The following is a 16,304-nucleotide window of genomic DNA, read 5'->3' as shown; positions in this document are numbered from 1 at the left end:
GTGGGGCACACCGCGCTCCGAGCCTGAACACCCAACGCCCAAGGGGGGCTCCCGAAGTGACCACCGAGGACACCGCCGCGCGGGAGCCGACCGCCCGGCGCACCGGCTGGCAGCCGTATCACACGCTGTGGGCCATGCTGCTCGGCGGCTGGCTCTTCTCCTACGCCGACCGCACCCTCACCGGCCCGGTGGTCACCTGGCTGATCGAGAACGACCACGGCATGCTGGGCTCCGCCAGCCATCCGCATGCCCTCGGCGGACTGATCGGCAGCCTCTTCTTCGCGGGCTACATGCTCACCCAGTTCCCCGGCGGCTATCTCGGGGACCGCTTCGGGCATCGCGCGATGCTCGCCGTCTCCCTGCTGTGGGCGGGGGTGGCGACCCTGGCCAGCGGGATGGTGAGCGGGCTGATCGCCTTCGTCGTGCTGCGGGTGCTGACCGGGCTGGGCGAGGGCGTCTTCTACTCCAACGACCGCGCGCTGATCGCCCAGCGCACCCCGCCCGAGAAGACCAGTCTGGGCATGGGCGTCGCCATCACCGGGCTGTCGATCGGGCTGACGGTCGCGACCATCAGCACGCCCTATCTGATCGACTGGGGCGCCGGGGTGTTCGGCGACGAGGACGCCTGGCGGATGCCGTTCCTGGTGCTGGGCGGCGCCACGCTCGCGTTCGGCTGGATCACCACCGCCTATCTGCGCCGCATCGGCGGCCCGCTCAAGGCCACCGGCTCCACCCTGCGGCTGCTGGGCATCTCGGCGGTGCTGTGCGCGGCCGTCATGGCGGTCTATCTGATCGCCGACGGGGCGGGGATGCCGAGCTGGGGCGTGGCCGTCCTGGAGTGCGTGCTCGCCTTCGTGCTGATCGGGGCGATCTTCGCCCGGCGCGGGTCGCGGCTCGGCTCCATCTCCCGAAACCGCAATGTGCTGCTGCTCAGCTTCGCCTTCATCGCGGTCATGTGGAACCTGTGGTTCTTCAGCTTCTGGTCGGTGTCGATCGTCGCCGACGCCGCGCACAGCTCCTTCCAGAACGCGGCACTGGTCGCGACGTTCAACGCGGGCGCGGGCATCCTCGGGTTCCCGGTCGGCGGGCGGCTGTCGGACCTGGCGAAGGACCGGGGGTGGGGGCGGCGGCCGCTGCTGATCGCTTTCACCGTGGTCCAGGGCGTGCTGGTGCTGGTCTTCGCGGTCTATCTCCAGACCCAGGAGAAGCCGTCCCTGCTGGTGATGTCCCTCCTGCTCTTCGTCACCAGCCTGTTCTTCAACGCCCTCCAGCCGATGGCCCACGCCCTGCTGAACGATGTGGTCGACGCGTCCGAGCGCGGCGCCGCCTTCGGCCTGTTCAACCTGGTCGGGGAGATAGGCGCGGTGATCAGCCCGGCGCTGAGCGGCACCCTCTTCGACCACTACGGCAGCTGGACGTCCGCCGTCTACATCGACGGCGCGCTGATGCTCGCGAGTGCTGTTCTGTACGTCCTGGTACGCGAGCGCACCGCCCCCTCGTAGCCTGGCCCGTGACGGAGCGGGACATACGGCGGCGAAGGGGCGGAATCGATGACGGCACGGCGGATGGTGGTCATCGGGGGCGACGCGGCGGGGATGTCGGCGGCGTCCCAGGCGCGCAGGCTCAGCAAGCGGGGCGAGCTGGAGATCCTCGCGTTCGAGCGCGGCCACTTCACGTCGTACTCGGCCTGCGGCATCCCGTACTGGGCCGGAGGCCTGGTGAACGGCCCCGACGACCTCGTCGCCCGGACCCCGGAGGCCCACCGCGGGCGCGGTATCGACGTCCGTACGCGCAGCGAGGTCACCGAGATCGACCTCTACGGGCAGCGGGTCCGGGTCCGCGAGCTGGACGCGTCCGGCGGCGCCGAGCGCTGGCACGGCTTCGACGACCTGGTGATCGCCACCGGCGCCCGGCCGCGCCGCCCCGGCATGCCCGGCATCGACGCGCCCGGGGTGCACGGGGTGCAGACCCTGGACGACGGCCGGGCGCTGCTGGAGACCCTGGAGGGCCGGACGGTCGAGCGGGCGGTCGTGGTCGGCGCCGGATACATCGGGGTCGAGATGGCCGAGGCGCTGACCCGCCGCGGCTGCCGCGTCACCGTCCTGGAGCGCGGCGAGCAGCCGATGGCCACGCTCGACCCCGACATGGGGCGGCTGGTGCGCGACGCCATGACCGGGCTCGGCATCGACACCGTGACCGGCGCCGAGGTCGCCGAGGTGCTGACCGGCGAGGACGGCCGGGTGCGCGGCGTGGCCACCAAGGTCAGCGAATACCCGGCCGAGCTGGTCGTCCTGGGCCTCGGAGTGGCCCCCAAGACCGGGCTCGCCCGGGAGGCGGGGCTGCCCCTGGGCGAGTCCGGCGGGCTGCTCACCGACCTGGCCATGCGGGTGCGCGGCCACGCCAACATCTGGGCGGGCGGCGACTGCGTCGAGGTCCTGGACGTGATGTCCGGCCGCACCCGGCACATCCCGCTGGGCACCCACGCCAATAAGCAGGGCCAGGTCATCGGCACCAATATCGGGGGCGGCTACGCGACATTCCCCGGCGTGGTCGGCACCGCGGTCAGCAAGGTCTGCGATCTGGAGATCGCCCGCACCGGGCTGCTGGAGGCCCAGGCGGAGGAGGTGGGGCTGCGCTTCCACACCGTCACCGCCGAGTCGACCAGCCGCGCCGGGTACTACCCCGACGCCCGCCCCATGACGGTGAAGGTGCTCGCCGAGCGCCGCACGGGGCGGCTGCTCGGCGTGCAGATCGTCGGCCGGGAGGGCGCGGGCAAGCGCGTGGACATCGCGGCGGTCGCGCTGACCGCCGGGATGACGGTCGAGCAGGTCGCGTCGCTGGACCTGGGGTACGCCCCGCCGTTCTCCCCGGTCTGGGACCCGGTGCAGGTGGCGGCGCGCAAGGCGGCGGCCGCCGTACGGGAGGCGGCGGACGGGTAGGACCCCGCCGCCGGTGCCGGGCAGGGACCCGCCGCCGGTGCCCGGGTCAGCGCGCGGTGCGGGTGTGGACGTACTCCACGAGCCGGGTCAGGGCGTCCGGGTCGGTGGTGGGCAGCACCCCGTGGCCGAGGTTGAAGATGTGCCCCTCAAGACCCTGGGCCGCGTCCAGCACCTCGGCCGCCTTGGCCTCCACGGCCTCGCGCGGCGCGAACAGCACGGCGGGGTCGAGGTTGCCCTGCAGCGCCTTGCCGGGGCCCACCCGGCGGGCGGCCTCGTCCAGCGGCACCCGCCAGTCGGCGCCGACGACATCCGCCCCCGCCTCACCGAGCAGGCCGAGCAGTTCACCGGTGCCGACGCCGAAGTGGATGCGCGGCACACCGTATCCGGCGACGGCCTCGAAGACCTTCGTGGAGGCGGGCATCACGCTGCGGCGGTAGTCGGCCGGGGCCAGGGCGCCGACCCAGGAGTCGAAGAGCTGCACGGCCGAGGCGCCCGCCTCGATCTGCACCTTGAGGAAGGTGGCGGTGATGTCCGCGAGCCGGTCCAGCAGATCCGCCCACAGCTCCGGGTCGCCGTACATGAGCGCCTTGGTGTGCTCGTGGTTGCGCGACGGGCCGCCTTCGACCAGATAGCTGGCGAGCGTGAAGGGCGCGCCCGCGAAACCGATGAGGGGCGTGGCGCCCAGCTCGCCGACGAGCGATCCGACGGCCTCGGTGACGTACTTCACATCATCGGGATCGAGCGGACGCAGTCGCTCCAGATCCGCGCGGCTGCGGATCGGACGCTCCACGACGGGGCCGACGCCGGGCTTGATGTCGAGGTCGAGGCCGATCGCCTTGAGCGGCACCACGATGTCGCTGAAGTAGATCGCCGCGTCCACCCGGTGACGGCGCACCGGCTGCAGCGTGATCTCCGTGACCAGGTCGGGCCGCATGCAGGACTCCAGCATGGCGGTGCCCTCGCGGACCTTGCGGTACTCCGGCAGCGAGCGCCCCGCCTGCCGCATGAACCACACCGGGGTATGCGGCACCGGTTCGCGCCGACACGCCCGGAGGAAGGCCGAATCGGCGCAGGGGTTCGCCGCCGGGCGGCCGGTCTGCTGCTGGCCCGAGGGCCGCTCTGTGGCGCTCATGCACCAAATCTTCGCACGGGCCGAACGAGTGACCCGCCAACCCGGGTGTTCCTCCCCGGTTGAAGCCCTTACTGCGCCTAGTCTTCCGGGCATGGCAGCGGTTCAAGGACACCTCTCGAACGGTGCTGACGGTGCGGGGGGCCCGGACGCGGGCGGGGAAGGCGCCCCGCTCGCCTTCCGGCGCGCGGTCGCCGGTCTGCGCGCGGTCCGGGTGCGGCCCGAGGTGGAGCTCGACCCGACCCCACCACCGCGCCGTCTGGCGCCGTTCTCCTACGCACTCGAAGCGGTGGTCACGGACGCCACCTCCGATGACGACGACGAGGAGCTGGCCGAGGGCCGGCTCATCCTGCTGCACGACCCGGCGGGCCACGACGCCTGGCGCGGCACCTTCCGGCTGGTCACGCTGATCCACGCCGACCTGGAGCCGGAGATCGCGGCGGACCCCCTGCTGCCCGACGTGTGCTGGTCGTGGCTCACCGGCGCGCTGGACGCGCGCGGGCTCTCCTGTGGGGAGCCGAGCGGCACGGTGACGCGCGCCAGCTCGCACTACTTCGGCGGGATCGGGGAGCGGGAGCCCTCGACCCGGATCGAGATCCGCGCCTCCTGGACGCCGTCGGACCACCCGCCCCCCGAGGCGGAGCGGGCGGACGAGGCGGGCGCGGAGCCGCTGGGCGTGCCGGACACCGGGGCACACCTGGCGGCCTGGTGCGACCTGCTGTGCCAGATCGCCGGTCTTCCCCCGGCCGGGACGACGGAGGCGGGCGTCGTCTCCCTCCCCCAGCGTCGGGGCCCCGGCGGACCGCGCTGATCGGCGGGGGCACCTCCCAGCGGTAGCTGGGGGCGAGCCGAAGGGGCGCACCGGTACCGGAAGGGAAAGCGCGCGCAGGCCCTGGGGAACGACGGGCCGAGCACGGTCGGCCGTCGACACCGGCTGTGGCGCCCCGGAGGCGAACGCGCCTCAAAAAGAGCGGCACTGATCGCTCAGGAGTCTGAATTGCCCGAATTGTTACTCACCAAATCGTGATCATTCCCTAAAGCTGGACCGAATCGGTGCCGAAGGAGTGGTGACCCGTCCCACCACTTTCCAGGAGGCCTGGTGTCTGTTCTCCTCGAGCAACCGTCCAGCCTGGTCGCCTATCGCCCGAACAAGCCGACGGCCATGGTCGTCGTCGCCGACCCCCGCGTTCGTTCCACCGTCACCCGTCACCTGTGGGCCCTCGGGGTGCGCGACGTCATCGAGGCGTCGTCCGTCGCGGAGGCCCGCCCCCGTATCGGCAACCCGCGCGACATCTGCGTCGCCGACGTCCACCTCCCCGACGGCTCCGGCCTCACCCTGCTGTCCGAGACCCGCGCCGCGGGCTGGCCGAACGGCCTGGCCCTCTCCGCCGCCGACGACATCGGCGCCGTGCGCAACGCGCTGGCCGGTGGCGTCAAGGGCTACGTCGTCACCGGCACCCGCACCAACCTGGGCATTCCGGGCCGCCCGGGCGCCGCCCCCATCGGCGCCGCCGCCGCCCGCATGCACCGCCGCCCGCCGGGCGCCCCCGGTCACCCGGGTGGTTACCGGGAGTTGTCGGGACGTGAGGTGGAGGTGCTGAGGCTGGTTGCGGAGGGCCAGTCCAACAAGGCCATCGGCGTCTCGATGGGCCTGTCCGCACTCACCGTCAAGAGCCACCTCGCCCGGATCGCCCGCAAGCTCGGCACCGGCGACCGCGCCGGCATGGTCGCGGTCGCGCTGCGCACCGGCATCATCCACTGAGACCCACGGCGGGGATGCCCCGCCCGCACCGCCCTGGCGCCCGTCGACGGAACGTTCCGTCGACGGGCGCCTGTGTACGCGCCGTACACAGCTACCCTTGACAGGTGACCGACGCCCAAGAGACCGCAGCAGAGACGACACTGCGAACCACCGGGGGCGCTCCTCCGGACGACCTCCCCCCGGCGCCGGTCCCCTTGCTGGAGCCGCGGGAGGGCATTCCGCCCGTCATCGCCGGCCCGGACGCGCTCGACGAGGTCGTCGCGGCCTTCGCCGCGGGCCACGGCCCCGTCGCCGTCGACGCCGAGCGCGCCTCCGGCTACCGCTACGGACAGCGGGCCTATCTGGTCCAGCTGCGCCGGGCCGGAGCGGGGACCGCACTGATCGACCCCGTCGGCTGCCCCGACCTGTCGGGTCTGGGGGCCGCCATCGCCGACGCCGAGTGGGTGCTGCACGCCGCCACCCAGGATCTGCCGTGTCTGCGGGACATAGGCATGGTCCCGGACCGGCTCTTCGACACCGAACTCGCGGGCCGGCTGGCCGGGTTCGCCCGGGTGGGGCTCGGCGCCATGGTCGAGAACATCCTCGGCTACGCGCTGGAGAAGGGTCATTCGGCCGTCGACTGGTCGACCCGCCCGCTCCCCGAGCCGTGGCTGCACTACGCCGCGCTCGATGTGGAGCTGCTGGTCGACCTGCGCGACGCGCTGGAGGAGGAGCTGACCCGGCAGGGGAAGCTGGAGTGGGCGCACCAGGAGTTCGCGGCCATCGCCGCGGCCCCGCCCGCCCCGCCGCGCAAGGATCCCTGGCGGCGTACGTCGGGGATGCACAAGGTGAGACGACGACGGCAGATGGCCGTCGTGCGCGAGCTGTGGACGACCCGGGACCGGATCGCCCAGCGCCGCGACGTGTCCCCCGGCAAGGTGCTGGGGGACGCGGCGATCGTGGAGGCCGCGCTGGCGCTGCCGGTGAACGCCCGGGCGCTGTCCGCGCTCAGCGGCTTCGGCCACCGGATGAGCCGCCGCCAGCTGGAGCAGTGGCAGGCCGCGGTGGACCGGGCCCGGGAACTGCCGGAGGCCGAACTTCCGCAGCCCGGCCAGCCGGTGGCCGGTCCGCCCCCGCCGCGCGCCTGGGCCGACAAGGACCCCGCGGCGGCGGCCCGGCTCTCGGCGGCCCGCGCGGCGGTGACCTCGCTCGCCGAGCAGCTGAACCTGCCGCAGGAGAACCTGATCGCCCCGGACACCGTCCGGCGGCTGTGCTGGGAGCCCCCGGCGGAGCCGACGACGGACGCGGTGGCGGACGTTCTCGCCGCTCATGGCGCCCGTCCCTGGCAGATCGACCAGGTGTCGGCGGTCCTGACCGGCGCTTTGGGGGCAGAGCCCGCGTGACCTCCGGCGTGATGTGACGCGCGTGGACCGGCGGCCCTGCCGCCGGTCCCCTCCCGCGTGGCTCCCAGCCCGGCTCACCCGCCCTGACCTGTGACCTTCGACGCTACGGCGGTGAAGACTGGGCAGCGTGGTTACTCATAAGTAGCATGAGGGTGTGGAGGCGCGCCGATGGCGTGCCCGCAGCAGTGCCATCCCGCACCTGGAGGAGAGCCAACGTGCCTCGTACCGCTAGGGACGTCGTCTTCGTCGACGGCGTCCGTACCCCGTTCGGCAAGGCGGGCCCGAAGGGCATCTACCACGAGACCCGCGCCGACGACCTGGTCGTCAAGTGCATCCGGGAGCTGCTGCGACGCAACCCGGATCTGCCGCCGGAGCGCATCGACGAGGTGGCCGTCGCCGCGACCACCCAGATCGGGGACCAGGGCCTGACCATCGGCCGCACCGCGGGCATCCTGGCCGGGCTGCCGCAGTCCGTCCCCGGCTACTCGATCGACCGGATGTGTGCCGGTGCGATGACCGCCGTCACCGCCACCGCTGGCTCCATCGCCTTCGGCGCGTACGACGCGGTCGTCGCGGGCGGCGTGGAGCACATGGGCCGCCACCCGATGGGCGAGGGCGTCGACCCGAACCCGCGCTTCGTCTCCGAGAAGCTGGTCGACGAGTCGGCCCTCTTCATGGGCATGACCGCGGAGAACCTGCACGACCGGCTGCCGCACCTCACCAAGCAGCGCGCCGACGAGTTCGCGGTGCGCAGCCAGGAGAAGGCCGCCAAGGCGTACGCCAACGGCAAGATCCAGCAGGACCTGGTGCCGGTCTCGGTGCGCCGCACCACCCCCGAGGGCGGGGAGACCGGCTGGGGGCTCGCGACCTCCGACGAGCCGATGCGCCCGGGCACCACGCTGGAGAACCTGGCCACGCTGAAGACCCCGTTCCGGCCGCACGGCCGGGTCACCGCGGGCAACTCCGCGGGGCTCAACGACGGCGCCACCGCCTCCCTGATCGCCTCCGAGGACTTCGCCCGGGAGCTGGAGCTGCCGGTCCGGATGCGTCTGGTGTCGTTCGCCTTCGCGGGCGTCGAGCCCGAGGTGATGGGCTACGGACCGGTCCCGGCGACCGTCAAGGCCCTGGCCAAGGCCGGGCTGACGATCGATGACATCGGCCTCTTCGAGATCAACGAGGCCTTCGCCGTCCAGGTGCTGTCGTTCCTGGACCACTACGGCATCGCGGACGACGACCCGCGCGTCAACCAGTACGGCGGCGCGATCGCCTTCGGCCACCCGCTCGCCTCCTCCGGCGTCCGCCTGATGACGCAGCTGGCGCGGCAGTTCGAGGAGCAGCCGGAAGTCCGCTACGGCATCACCACCATGTGCATCGGCTTCGGCATGGGTGGCACCGTGATCTGGGAGAACCCGCACTTCGAGGGGAACAAGTGACTACCACCGCAGAGCTTCTCAAGGGGGCGGCCGAGCTGTTCCCGGACGAGGTCGTGACGCAGGCGCACGTCCGTCACCTCGACCTCCCCCAGGACGCGGGCCGCTTCGCCCTCATCACCCTGGACAACGGGCTCGACCACACCAAGCCCACCACCTTCGGCCCGGCCTCGCTCGCGCACCTCAACGCGGCGATCGACCAGGTGGAGAAGGAGGCCGCGGACGGCGAGATCACCGGCGTCGGCATCACCGGCAAGCCGTTCATCTTCGCCGTCGGCGCCGACCTCAAGGGCGTGGAGCTGCTGAAGCGCCACGAGGACGCGCTCGCCATCGGCAAGGGCGGCCACGACGTCTTCAAGCGGCTGTCCACCCTCGCCGTGCCCACCTTCGCGTACTACAACGGCGCGGCGATGGGCGGCGGCGTCGAGGTCGGCCTGCACTGCGCCTACCGCACCGTCTCGGCCGCGCTGCCCGCCTTCTCGCTGCCCGAGGTGTTCCTCGGCCTGGTGCCCGGCTGGGGCGGCTGCACCCTGCTGCCGAACCTGATCGGCGCGGACCGCGCGGTCTCGGTGATCATCGAGAACTCGCTGAACCAGAACAAGCAGCTGAAGGGCCAGCAGGTCTACGAACTCGGGATCGCGGACGCGATCTTCGAGGGCGCGGACTTCCTGGAGCAGTCGCTGATCTGGACCGCGGCCGTCCTGCGGGGCGAGATCGAGATCGCCCGGCCCGAGATCGACCGGGGCGACGCCTGGCACGAGGCCGTCGTACGCGGCCGCGCCATCGCCGACGGCAAGGTGCACGGGGCGGCCCCGGCCGCGTACCGCGCGCTGGAGATCATCGACGCCGCCCGCAACGGCGACCTCGCCCGCGGCTACGAGGCCGAGGAGAAGGCGCTCGCCGACCTCATCATGGGCAGCGAGCTGCGCAGCGGCATCTACGCCTTCAACCTGGTGCAGAAGCGCGCCAAGCGGCCGGCCGGCGCCCCGGACAAGTCGCTGGCCCGCCCGGTCTCCAAGGTCGGCGTGGTGGGCGCGGGGCTGATGGCCTCGCAGCTGGCGCTGCTGTTCGCGCGCCGCCTGGAGGTGCCGGTCGTACTGACCGACATCGACCAGGAGCGCGTCGACAAGGGCGTGGGCTACGTCCACGACGAGATCGACAAGCTGCTGCTCAAGGGCCGGATCAGCCAGGACAAGGCCAACCGGCTCAAGGCCGCGGTGACCGGCTCGCTGGACAAGGCCGCCGCCTTCGGGGACGCCGACTTCGTCATCGAGGCCGTCTTCGAGGAGATGGGCGTCAAGCAGCAGGTGTTCGCCGAGGTCGAGGCGGTCGTGCCGGAGCACGCCATCCTCGCCACCAACACCTCCTCGCTGTCGGTCAGCGAGATGGCGTCGAAGCTCCAGCACCCCGAGCGGGTCGTCGGCTTCCACTTCTTCAACCCGGTCGCGATCCTGCCGCTGCTGGAGATCGTCCGCGGCGAGCAGACCGATGACGCGTCGCTGGCCACCGCCTTCGGGGTGGCCAAGAAGCTGAAGAAGACCGCCGTCCTGGTCAAGGACGCCCCGGCATTCGTCGTCAACCGGATCCTGACCCGCTTCATGGGCGAGATCCAGAACGTCATCGACGAGGGCACCCCGGTCGACGTCGCGGAGCGCGCGGTCGAGCCGCTCGGGCTGCCGATGTCCCCGCTGGTGCTGCTGGAGCTGGTCGGCCCGGCCATCGGCCTGCACGTCTCCGAGACGCTGCACGGCGCCTTCCCGGAGCGCTTCACGGTCTCGGAGAACCTCAAGCGCGTGGTCGAGGCGGGCAAGCGCGGCTTCTACGTCTACGACTCCGGCAAGCCGGAGCTGGACCCGGAGGTCGCCGCGCTGCTCCAGCAGGGCGACACCGTCCTGACGGAGGAGCAGGTGCGCGCCCGGGTGCTGGACGCCGTCGCGCAGGAGATCGGCCTGATGCTGGACGAGGGCGTCGTCGCCGAGGCGCAGGACATCGACCTGTGTCTGATCACCGGCGCCGGCTGGCCCTTCCACCTGGGCGGCCTGACGCCGTACCTGGACCGTGAGGGCGTCTCGGAGCGGGTGAACGGCAAGCCGTTCCTGGCCCCGGGGATCGCGAGCGTCCCGGCGTAACACCGCGCGCCGCGCCGTCGATGGGCGCCGGGTGGGCCAGCGGGCCCGCCCGGCGCCCGTGTCATGCCCCGGCCCGCCGGGTCATGTCCCGACGCGGGACCAGGCTCGCAGGGCCAGGCCCCGCTCGTCCGTCTTCTGACGCGCCACCAGCAGACCGCCGTCCGGCGCGAGCGCGGCCAGGACCACCAGCCCGTGCCCGTCCAGCACGAGCGCCGGGTGCTGGGCGCCGGGGTCGCCGGACGGCGTCCACCACACGCCCGCCGCCTCGTCCTCCGCCGGATGCGCGGCGACGGCCAGCCGTCCGCTGGAGGTGTCGCGGTGCGCCAGAACGGTGCAGTCGTGGCCGTCCACCGGGGCGCGGAGCACCGCGACGGGCCCGGCGCCCGTCAGCCCGCCCAGCGGCACGGGGGCCGGGGAGCTGGGCCGCCAGGCCAGGACCTCACCGCTGCGGACGTCCCGCCAGTAGTGGGTGACGGTGCCGGGGCTGGTCTCCACCGCGGACGCCGAATCCGGCTGGGCGTCGGCGGGTATGTCCTCGGCCCGCTTCGGAGCGGCGCCGGGCGTGGGCTGGTACCAGCGCAGCGCCGCTCCCTTCCAGGCCGGTGCGAACAGTTCGAGACGGCCGTCGGCGGTGGCGGCCGCGGACAGGCCGTCCAGCACGTGCGTGCCCTTCCAGTCGGTCCAGCGGTCCCACGTCCCCTTCTTGGGATCCTGCCGCCGCGCGCTCACCCCTCCCCCGGCGTTGCGGACGAAGACGCGGAGCGCGCCCGTGGAGTCCACCGCCGCGGCCGGTATGCCGATCCGCTGCGCCTTGGCCTGGTCCTTGGGGTGCGGGGTGCCCAGGGAGTGCCACGCGGTGAGCGCGCGGCCGGTCTGGAACTGGGTCGCGTGGACGATGTCGACCTGTTGCCCGTCCTTGCCCTCCGTGTGCCGGAGCCCCACGAGATGCGCGTAGCCGTCGGCCCCCTGAGCGGCCGTCAGCCGGGACAGCCCGGGGACCTCGATCCGCAGAGGGCCCGTCCAGTCCGGCCCGCCCCGCCGTTCTTCGGTCCAGCGGGCGACACCGCCCGCCACCAGTGCGTAGGCCGTGAGCCTGCCGTCCTTGCCGCGGAGCAACCGCAACGCCATGGCCCGCCGCCAACCTTCCCGCGTCGATCTACCTGTTCCCCGTCGCCCATAGTATTTTGCCTGGTCTATGAGTAGTCTCGGCGGGCTCGTCATCGTGGACGCGGCAAACGTGGTCGGCTCGGTCCCGGACGGCTGGTGGCGCGACCGGCACGGGGCGGCCGAGCGGCTGCGCGACCGGCTCGGAGCGGTCGCGGTGAGCGGCGTCCCGGAGCGCACGGGCGTCCCCGAATGGGCCCGTCAACCGCCCCTGGACATCGTCCTGGTGGTGGAGGGCGCCGCGCGCGGCGTGGAGCCCGTGGAGGGCGTACGGGTGGAGGCGGCGCCGGGGAGCGGGGACGACCTGATCGTGGAGCTGACGGCCGCGCGCGAGCCGGGGCGGCCCTGCCTGGTGGTCACGGCCGACCGGGAGCTGCGGGAGCGGGTGACGGCGCTCGGCGCGGAGGTCGTGGGCCCCCGCGCCGTCCGGGGCTAGACGCCCCGTCAGGCAGGCGCTCAGCGGCGCGTGCCCGCCTGGGTCACCCGGCTGTGCCCGCGCCCGTACAGGACGTAGATGACGATGCCCAGCACCATCCACACCCCGAACCGCAGCCAGGTCTCCGCGGGCAGATTCAGCATCAGCCACAGCGACGCCGCCACGGAGACGGCGGGCAGCACCGGCACCCACGGCGTGCGGAAAGCGCGGGGCAGGTCGGGGCGGGTGCGGCGGAGGACGATGACGCCGAGCGCGACGACGACGAACGCGAAGAGCGTGCCGATGTTCACCAGAGCCGCCAGTTCCGAGATGCTGGTGAACCCGGCGACCACCGCGATGAGGACGCCCAGCAGGATCGTCGAGCGGTACGGGGTGCCGTACCGCGGATGCACCTTGGCGAAGAACCGCGGCAGCAGCCCGTCACGGCTCATCGCGAAGAAGACCCGGGTCTGGCCCAGCAGCAGGATCATGCACACGGTGGTGAGCCCGACCGCGGCGCCGAAGCTGATGAGGCCCGCGTAGAAGGGGTGTCCGGTCGCCTTGAAGGCGTCGGCGAGCGGGGCGTCGACCGTCAGCCGGGTGTACTTCTGCATGCCGGTGACCACGATGGACACCGCGACATAGAGCGCGGTGCAGATGAAGAGCGAGCCGAGGATGCCGCGCGGCATGTCGTGCTGCGGGTTCTTGGTCTCCTCCGCCGCGGTGGCCACCACGTCGAAGCCGATGAACGCGAAGAAGACCACGGCGGCGGCGGTGAAGATCCCGGCGACGCCGAAGGTCGTCGGCTCGTACCCGGCCATCAGCTGGATCAGCGGCGCCCGCAGCCCGGATGCGGAGAGCGTGCCCTTGGCTTCCGGGATGAACGGCCGGTAGTTGTCCGCGTCGATGAAGAAGGAGCCCGCGATGATGACGAGCAGCACGACGGTCACCTTCACCGCCACCACGACGGTGGTGACGCGCGCGGACAGCTTCATGCCGAGGACCAGGATCGCGGTCAGCGCCAGCACCAGGGCGGCGGCGAGGATGTCGAAGGTGAAGCCGCTCGCCTCGTCGGGGCCGGAGAGCACGGCGGGCAGCCGCCACCCGGCGTTGTCCAGGAGCGAGCGTACGTACCCGGCCCAGCCGACCGCGACCACGGCGGTGCCGAGCGCGAACTCCAGGACCAGGTCCCAGCCGATGATCCAGGCGGGCAGCTCGCCGAGCGAGGCGTACGAGAAGGTGTACGCGGACCCGGCCACCGGAACGGACGAGGCGAACTCGGCGTAGCACAGCGCGGCCAGCGCGCACACCACGCCCGCGACCACGAAGGCCAGCGCGGTCGCGGGGCCCGCCTGCTGCCTGGCGACGGCGCCGGTGAGCACGAAGATGCCGGTGCCGATGATGACGCCGACGCCGAAGACCGTGAGGTCCAGGGCGGTCAGCGACCTGGTGAGGGCGTGCTCGGGCTCCTCGGTGTCCTTGATGGACTGCTCGATCGTCTTCGTCCGCAGATACTCCGGCCGGGCCCTGCCCCGGCGGCCGCTCCGGCCTCCGTCGCCGCCTGGTTCCTCATCGCTCACCGGTGACACCTCCCGCGCCTGCCCCCGCGCGTCATGGTTCTGCCAACCGCGCGGGAGGGATGCGCGCACACTCGGCGGCCTCGCCGATTCACCCGATGGGGGCGGGCAGGCGGGACGGGGCTGGGCCGGTCGGAGCACGACAGGGCCCCGGCCCGGACCTGCTCGGTCCGGGCCGGGGCCCTGTTCCGCGGAACCTAGCCGCTGGAACCTAACCGCTGGAACCCAGCCGCTGGAGCTAGTCGCGCACCGGCTCGGCGGAGGTCGCGCGGCGCGTCGCCACGCCCTGCTCCTCCGTACCGGACGACTCCTCGTAGCGGCCGCCGAGCCGCGACACCAGGCCGGTGACCTGGCGGGCGATGTCCGGTGCGGTCAGACCGATCTCGGCCATGACCTCCTTGCGGGAGGCGTGCTCCAGGAAGCGCGGCGGGATGCCGAAGTCGCGCACCGGCATGTCGACGCCGGAGTCGCGCAGCGCCTGGGAGATGGCGGAGCCCACCCCGCCGACCCGGCTGTTGTCCTCGACGGTGACGACGACGCGGTGGCGCTCGGCGAGCGCGGGAAGCTCCTCGTCCACCGGCTTGACCCAGCGCGGGTCGATCACCGTGGCCGAAATGCCCTGCTTGTCCAGGAGGTCCGCGATCTCCAGGCACATCGGGGCCAGCGCGCCGACCGAGACGAGCAGCACATCGGGGTCGTCCGCGGCGCTCGCCGCGGGCTCGCGCAGCACGTCCATGCCGCCGATCCGCCCGACCGCGGCGACCTCCGGGCCGACCGCGCCCTTCGAGTACCGCACCACCGTCGGCGCGTCGTCCACCTCGACGGCCTCCCGCAGCTGGGCACGGACCTGGCCCGCGTCACGCGGGGCGGCGATCCGCAGCCCGGGGACGACCTGGAGGAGAGACATGTCCCACATGCCGTTGTGCGACGGCCCGTCCGAACCGGTGATCCCGGCGCGGTCGAGGACGAAGGTGACCCCGCACTTGTGCAGCGCCACATCCATCAGCACCTGGTCGAAGGCGCGGTTGAGGAACGTGGCGTAGACCGCGAAGACCGGATGCACACCGCCGGTGGCCAGGCCCGCCGCCGACACGGCGCCGTGCTGCTCGGCGATGCCCACGTCGTAGACCCGATCCGGGAACCGTTTCGCGAACTCGGTGAGGCCCACCGGGTGCAGCATCGCCGCCGTGATCGCGACGATGTCCTCCCGCTCCTCGCCGAGCTTGACCATCTCCTCGCCGAAGACCGAGGTCCAGTCGGCGCCGCCCGCCGAGATCGGCAGCCCGGTGTCGGGGTGGATCGGGCCGATGCCGTGGAAACGGTCGGTCTCGTCCTGCTCGGCCGGGGTGTAGCCACGGCCCTTCTCGGTGAGGCAGTGCACGATGACCGGGCCGCCGAAACGCTTCGCCCGCTGGAAAGCGGACTCCAGCGCCTCGATGTCATGGCCGTCGATCGGGCCGACGTACTTCAGCCCCAGGTCCTCGAACATGCCCTGCGGGGCGATGAAGTCCTTCAGCCCCTTCTTCGCGCCGTGCAGCGTCTCGTACAACGGGCGGCCGACGACCGGGGTGCGCTCCAGGAGGTCCTTGCCGCGGGCCAGGAAACGCTCGTAGCCGTCGGTGGTGCGCAGCGTGGCGAGGTGGTTCGCGAGACCGCCGATCGTCGGCGAGTACGACCACTCGTTGTCGTTCACGACGATGACCAGCGGGCGGTTCTTCGCGGCGGCGATGTTGTTCAGCGCCTCCCAGGCCATGCCGCCGGTCAGCGCGCCGTCCCCGATGACCGCGACCACGTGGTCCGGCTTGCCCTGCAGCTCGTTCGCCTTGGCGATGCCCTCGGCCCAGCCGAGGACGGCGGAGGCGTGGCTGTTCTCGATGACGTCGTGCTCCGACTCGGCGCGCGAGGGGTAACCCGACAGCCCGTCCTTCTTCTTGAGCCGCGAGAAGTCCTGGCGCCCGGTGAGCAGCTTGTGGACGTAGGACTGGTGCCCGGTGTCCAGCAGCACCTTGTCCTTCGGTGACTCGAAGACCCGGTGCAGGGCGATGGTCAGCTCGACCACGCCCAGATTGGGCCCGAGATGCCCTCCGGTCTTGGACACGGCGTCGACGAGAAAGGTGCGGATCTCCGCGGCCAGCTGGTTCAGCTGCTCCGGGGCGAGCCGGTCCAGATCGCGCGGTCCCCTGATGCCGGTCAGCAGCACCCGTGCCTCCTTGCTGTCGAGCGTCTCCATCGAGCCTTGCCGTCAGGGGGTGTCTCGGCGGGGAGGGGGGGGGGGCAAAAGCGGGTGGGGCGGGGCGGACCGGGAGGAGAAACCCCGGACCACAAAGGGGCAAGCTTCCCCCCCCGGAAGCCCCGTTTTTCCCCCGGGTGGCCCCAC

Annotated in this window: 12 protein-coding genes; 8 read left to right on the top strand and 4 right to left on the bottom strand. The window is 72.5% G+C overall.

The features are described 5' to 3' along the window. Positions 1-56: 56 nt before the first annotated feature. Both ACZ6CL_RS18325 and ACZ6CL_RS18320 read left to right on the top strand, forming a co-directional pair. Positions 57-1,502 carry an MFS transporter gene (locus ACZ6CL_RS18325; protein WP_468937147.1) on the top strand — a complete coding sequence of 482 codons (1,446 nt, stop codon included), beginning with the start codon at positions 57-59 and terminating at the stop codon, positions 1,500-1,502. Between the two features lie 48 nt (positions 1,503-1,550). Further along, positions 1,551-2,939 carry an FAD-dependent oxidoreductase gene (locus tag ACZ6CL_RS18320; protein ID WP_468937146.1) on the top strand — a complete coding sequence of 463 codons (1,389 nt, stop codon included), beginning with the start codon at positions 1,551-1,553 and terminating at the stop codon, positions 2,937-2,939. A gap of 46 nt (positions 2,940-2,985) precedes the next feature. Here ACZ6CL_RS18320 and hemE read toward each other — a convergent pair whose 3' ends face one another. Beyond that, the gene (gene hemE / locus ACZ6CL_RS18315) at positions 2,986-4,071 is read right to left on the bottom strand and encodes a uroporphyrinogen decarboxylase (protein ID WP_468937145.1); all 1,086 of its coding nucleotides are present in this window, start codon (positions 4,069-4,071) and stop codon (positions 2,986-2,988) included. Positions 4,072-4,162: 91 nt separating this feature from the next. On the opposite strand from hemE, the gene ACZ6CL_RS18310 reads away from it, so the two are divergent. The 5 genes from ACZ6CL_RS18310 to ACZ6CL_RS18290 all read left to right on the top strand — a co-directional run bounded on the left by ACZ6CL_RS18310 (position 4,163) and on the right by ACZ6CL_RS18290 (position 10,771). After that, complete coding sequence (locus tag ACZ6CL_RS18310; protein WP_468937144.1) at positions 4,163-4,879, top strand: DUF3000 domain-containing protein; 717 nt, start codon at positions 4,163-4,165, stop codon at positions 4,877-4,879. 288 nt (positions 4,880-5,167) lie between these two features. Continuing rightward, entirely contained in the window at positions 5,168-5,830 is a 663-nt protein-coding gene (locus tag ACZ6CL_RS18305) for a response regulator transcription factor (RefSeq protein WP_063730929.1), read from the top strand. Positions 5,831-5,934: 104 nt separating this feature from the next. Further along, positions 5,935-7,212: a ribonuclease D gene (locus tag ACZ6CL_RS18300; protein WP_468937143.1), complete on the top strand. Its 1,278-nt coding sequence runs from the start codon at positions 5,935-5,937 to the stop codon at positions 7,210-7,212. 215 nt (positions 7,213-7,427) lie between these two features. Beyond that, positions 7,428-8,645 (top strand): thiolase family protein, encoded by a 1,218-nt coding sequence (locus ACZ6CL_RS18295; protein ID WP_385449046.1) that lies wholly within the window; start codon positions 7,428-7,430, stop codon positions 8,643-8,645. After that, on the top strand, positions 8,642-10,771 hold the full coding sequence (locus tag ACZ6CL_RS18290) for a 3-hydroxyacyl-CoA dehydrogenase NAD-binding domain-containing protein (protein ID WP_468937142.1): 2,130 nt from the start codon (positions 8,642-8,644) through the stop codon (positions 10,769-10,771). Before ACZ6CL_RS18295 ends, ACZ6CL_RS18290 begins: the two co-directional genes overlap by 4 nt. 81 nt (positions 10,772-10,852) lie before the next feature. Here the strand turns inward: ACZ6CL_RS18290 and ACZ6CL_RS18285 are convergent, their stop codons facing one another. Further along, a complete protein-coding gene (locus tag ACZ6CL_RS18285) occupies positions 10,853-11,899 on the bottom strand; it encodes a PLL family lectin (RefSeq protein WP_468937141.1) in 1,047 nt (348 codons plus the stop codon). A 67-nt stretch (positions 11,900-11,966) separates the two neighbouring features. On the opposite strand from ACZ6CL_RS18285, the gene ACZ6CL_RS18280 reads away from it, so the two are divergent. Further along, on the top strand, positions 11,967-12,371 hold the full coding sequence (locus tag ACZ6CL_RS18280; RefSeq protein WP_468937140.1) for an NTP pyrophosphohydrolase: 405 nt from the start codon (positions 11,967-11,969) through the stop codon (positions 12,369-12,371). 20 nt (positions 12,372-12,391) lie between these two features. Here the strand turns inward: ACZ6CL_RS18280 and ACZ6CL_RS18275 are convergent, their stop codons facing one another. Beyond that, entirely contained in the window at positions 12,392-13,861 is a 1,470-nt protein-coding gene (locus ACZ6CL_RS18275; protein WP_468937378.1) for an amino acid permease, read from the bottom strand. A 304-nt stretch (positions 13,862-14,165) separates the two neighbouring features. After that, entirely contained in the window at positions 14,166-16,157 is a 1,992-nt protein-coding gene (gene dxs, locus ACZ6CL_RS18270) for a 1-deoxy-D-xylulose-5-phosphate synthase (protein WP_468937139.1), read from the bottom strand. Between the last annotated feature and the right edge of the window lie 147 nt (positions 16,158-16,304).

The organism is Streptomyces sp. NPDC041200 (assembly GCF_055591805.1).
This window is presented reverse-complemented; position numbering and strand designations above follow the sequence as displayed.

Bases quoted from the DNA above. Each gene is read 5' to 3' on its own strand.
- hemE (WP_468937145.1), bottom strand. From the start codon at position 4,071: ATGAGCGCCACAGAGCGGCCCTCGGGCCAGCAGCAGACCGGCCGCCCG.
- ACZ6CL_RS18280 (WP_468937140.1), top strand. From the start codon at position 11,967: ATGAGTAGTCTCGGCGGGCTCGTCATCGTGGACGCGGCAAACGTGGTC.
- ACZ6CL_RS18310 (WP_468937144.1), top strand. From the start codon at position 4,163: ATGGCAGCGGTTCAAGGACACCTCTCGAACGGTGCTGACGGTGCGGGG.
- ACZ6CL_RS18285 (WP_468937141.1), bottom strand. From the start codon at position 11,899: ATGGCGTTGCGGTTGCTCCGCGGCAAGGACGGCAGGCTCACGGCCTAC.
- ACZ6CL_RS18320 (WP_468937146.1), top strand. From the start codon at position 1,551: ATGACGGCACGGCGGATGGTGGTCATCGGGGGCGACGCGGCGGGGATG.
- dxs (WP_468937139.1), bottom strand. From the start codon at position 16,157: ATGGAGACGCTCGACAGCAAGGAGGCACGGGTGCTGCTGACCGGCATC.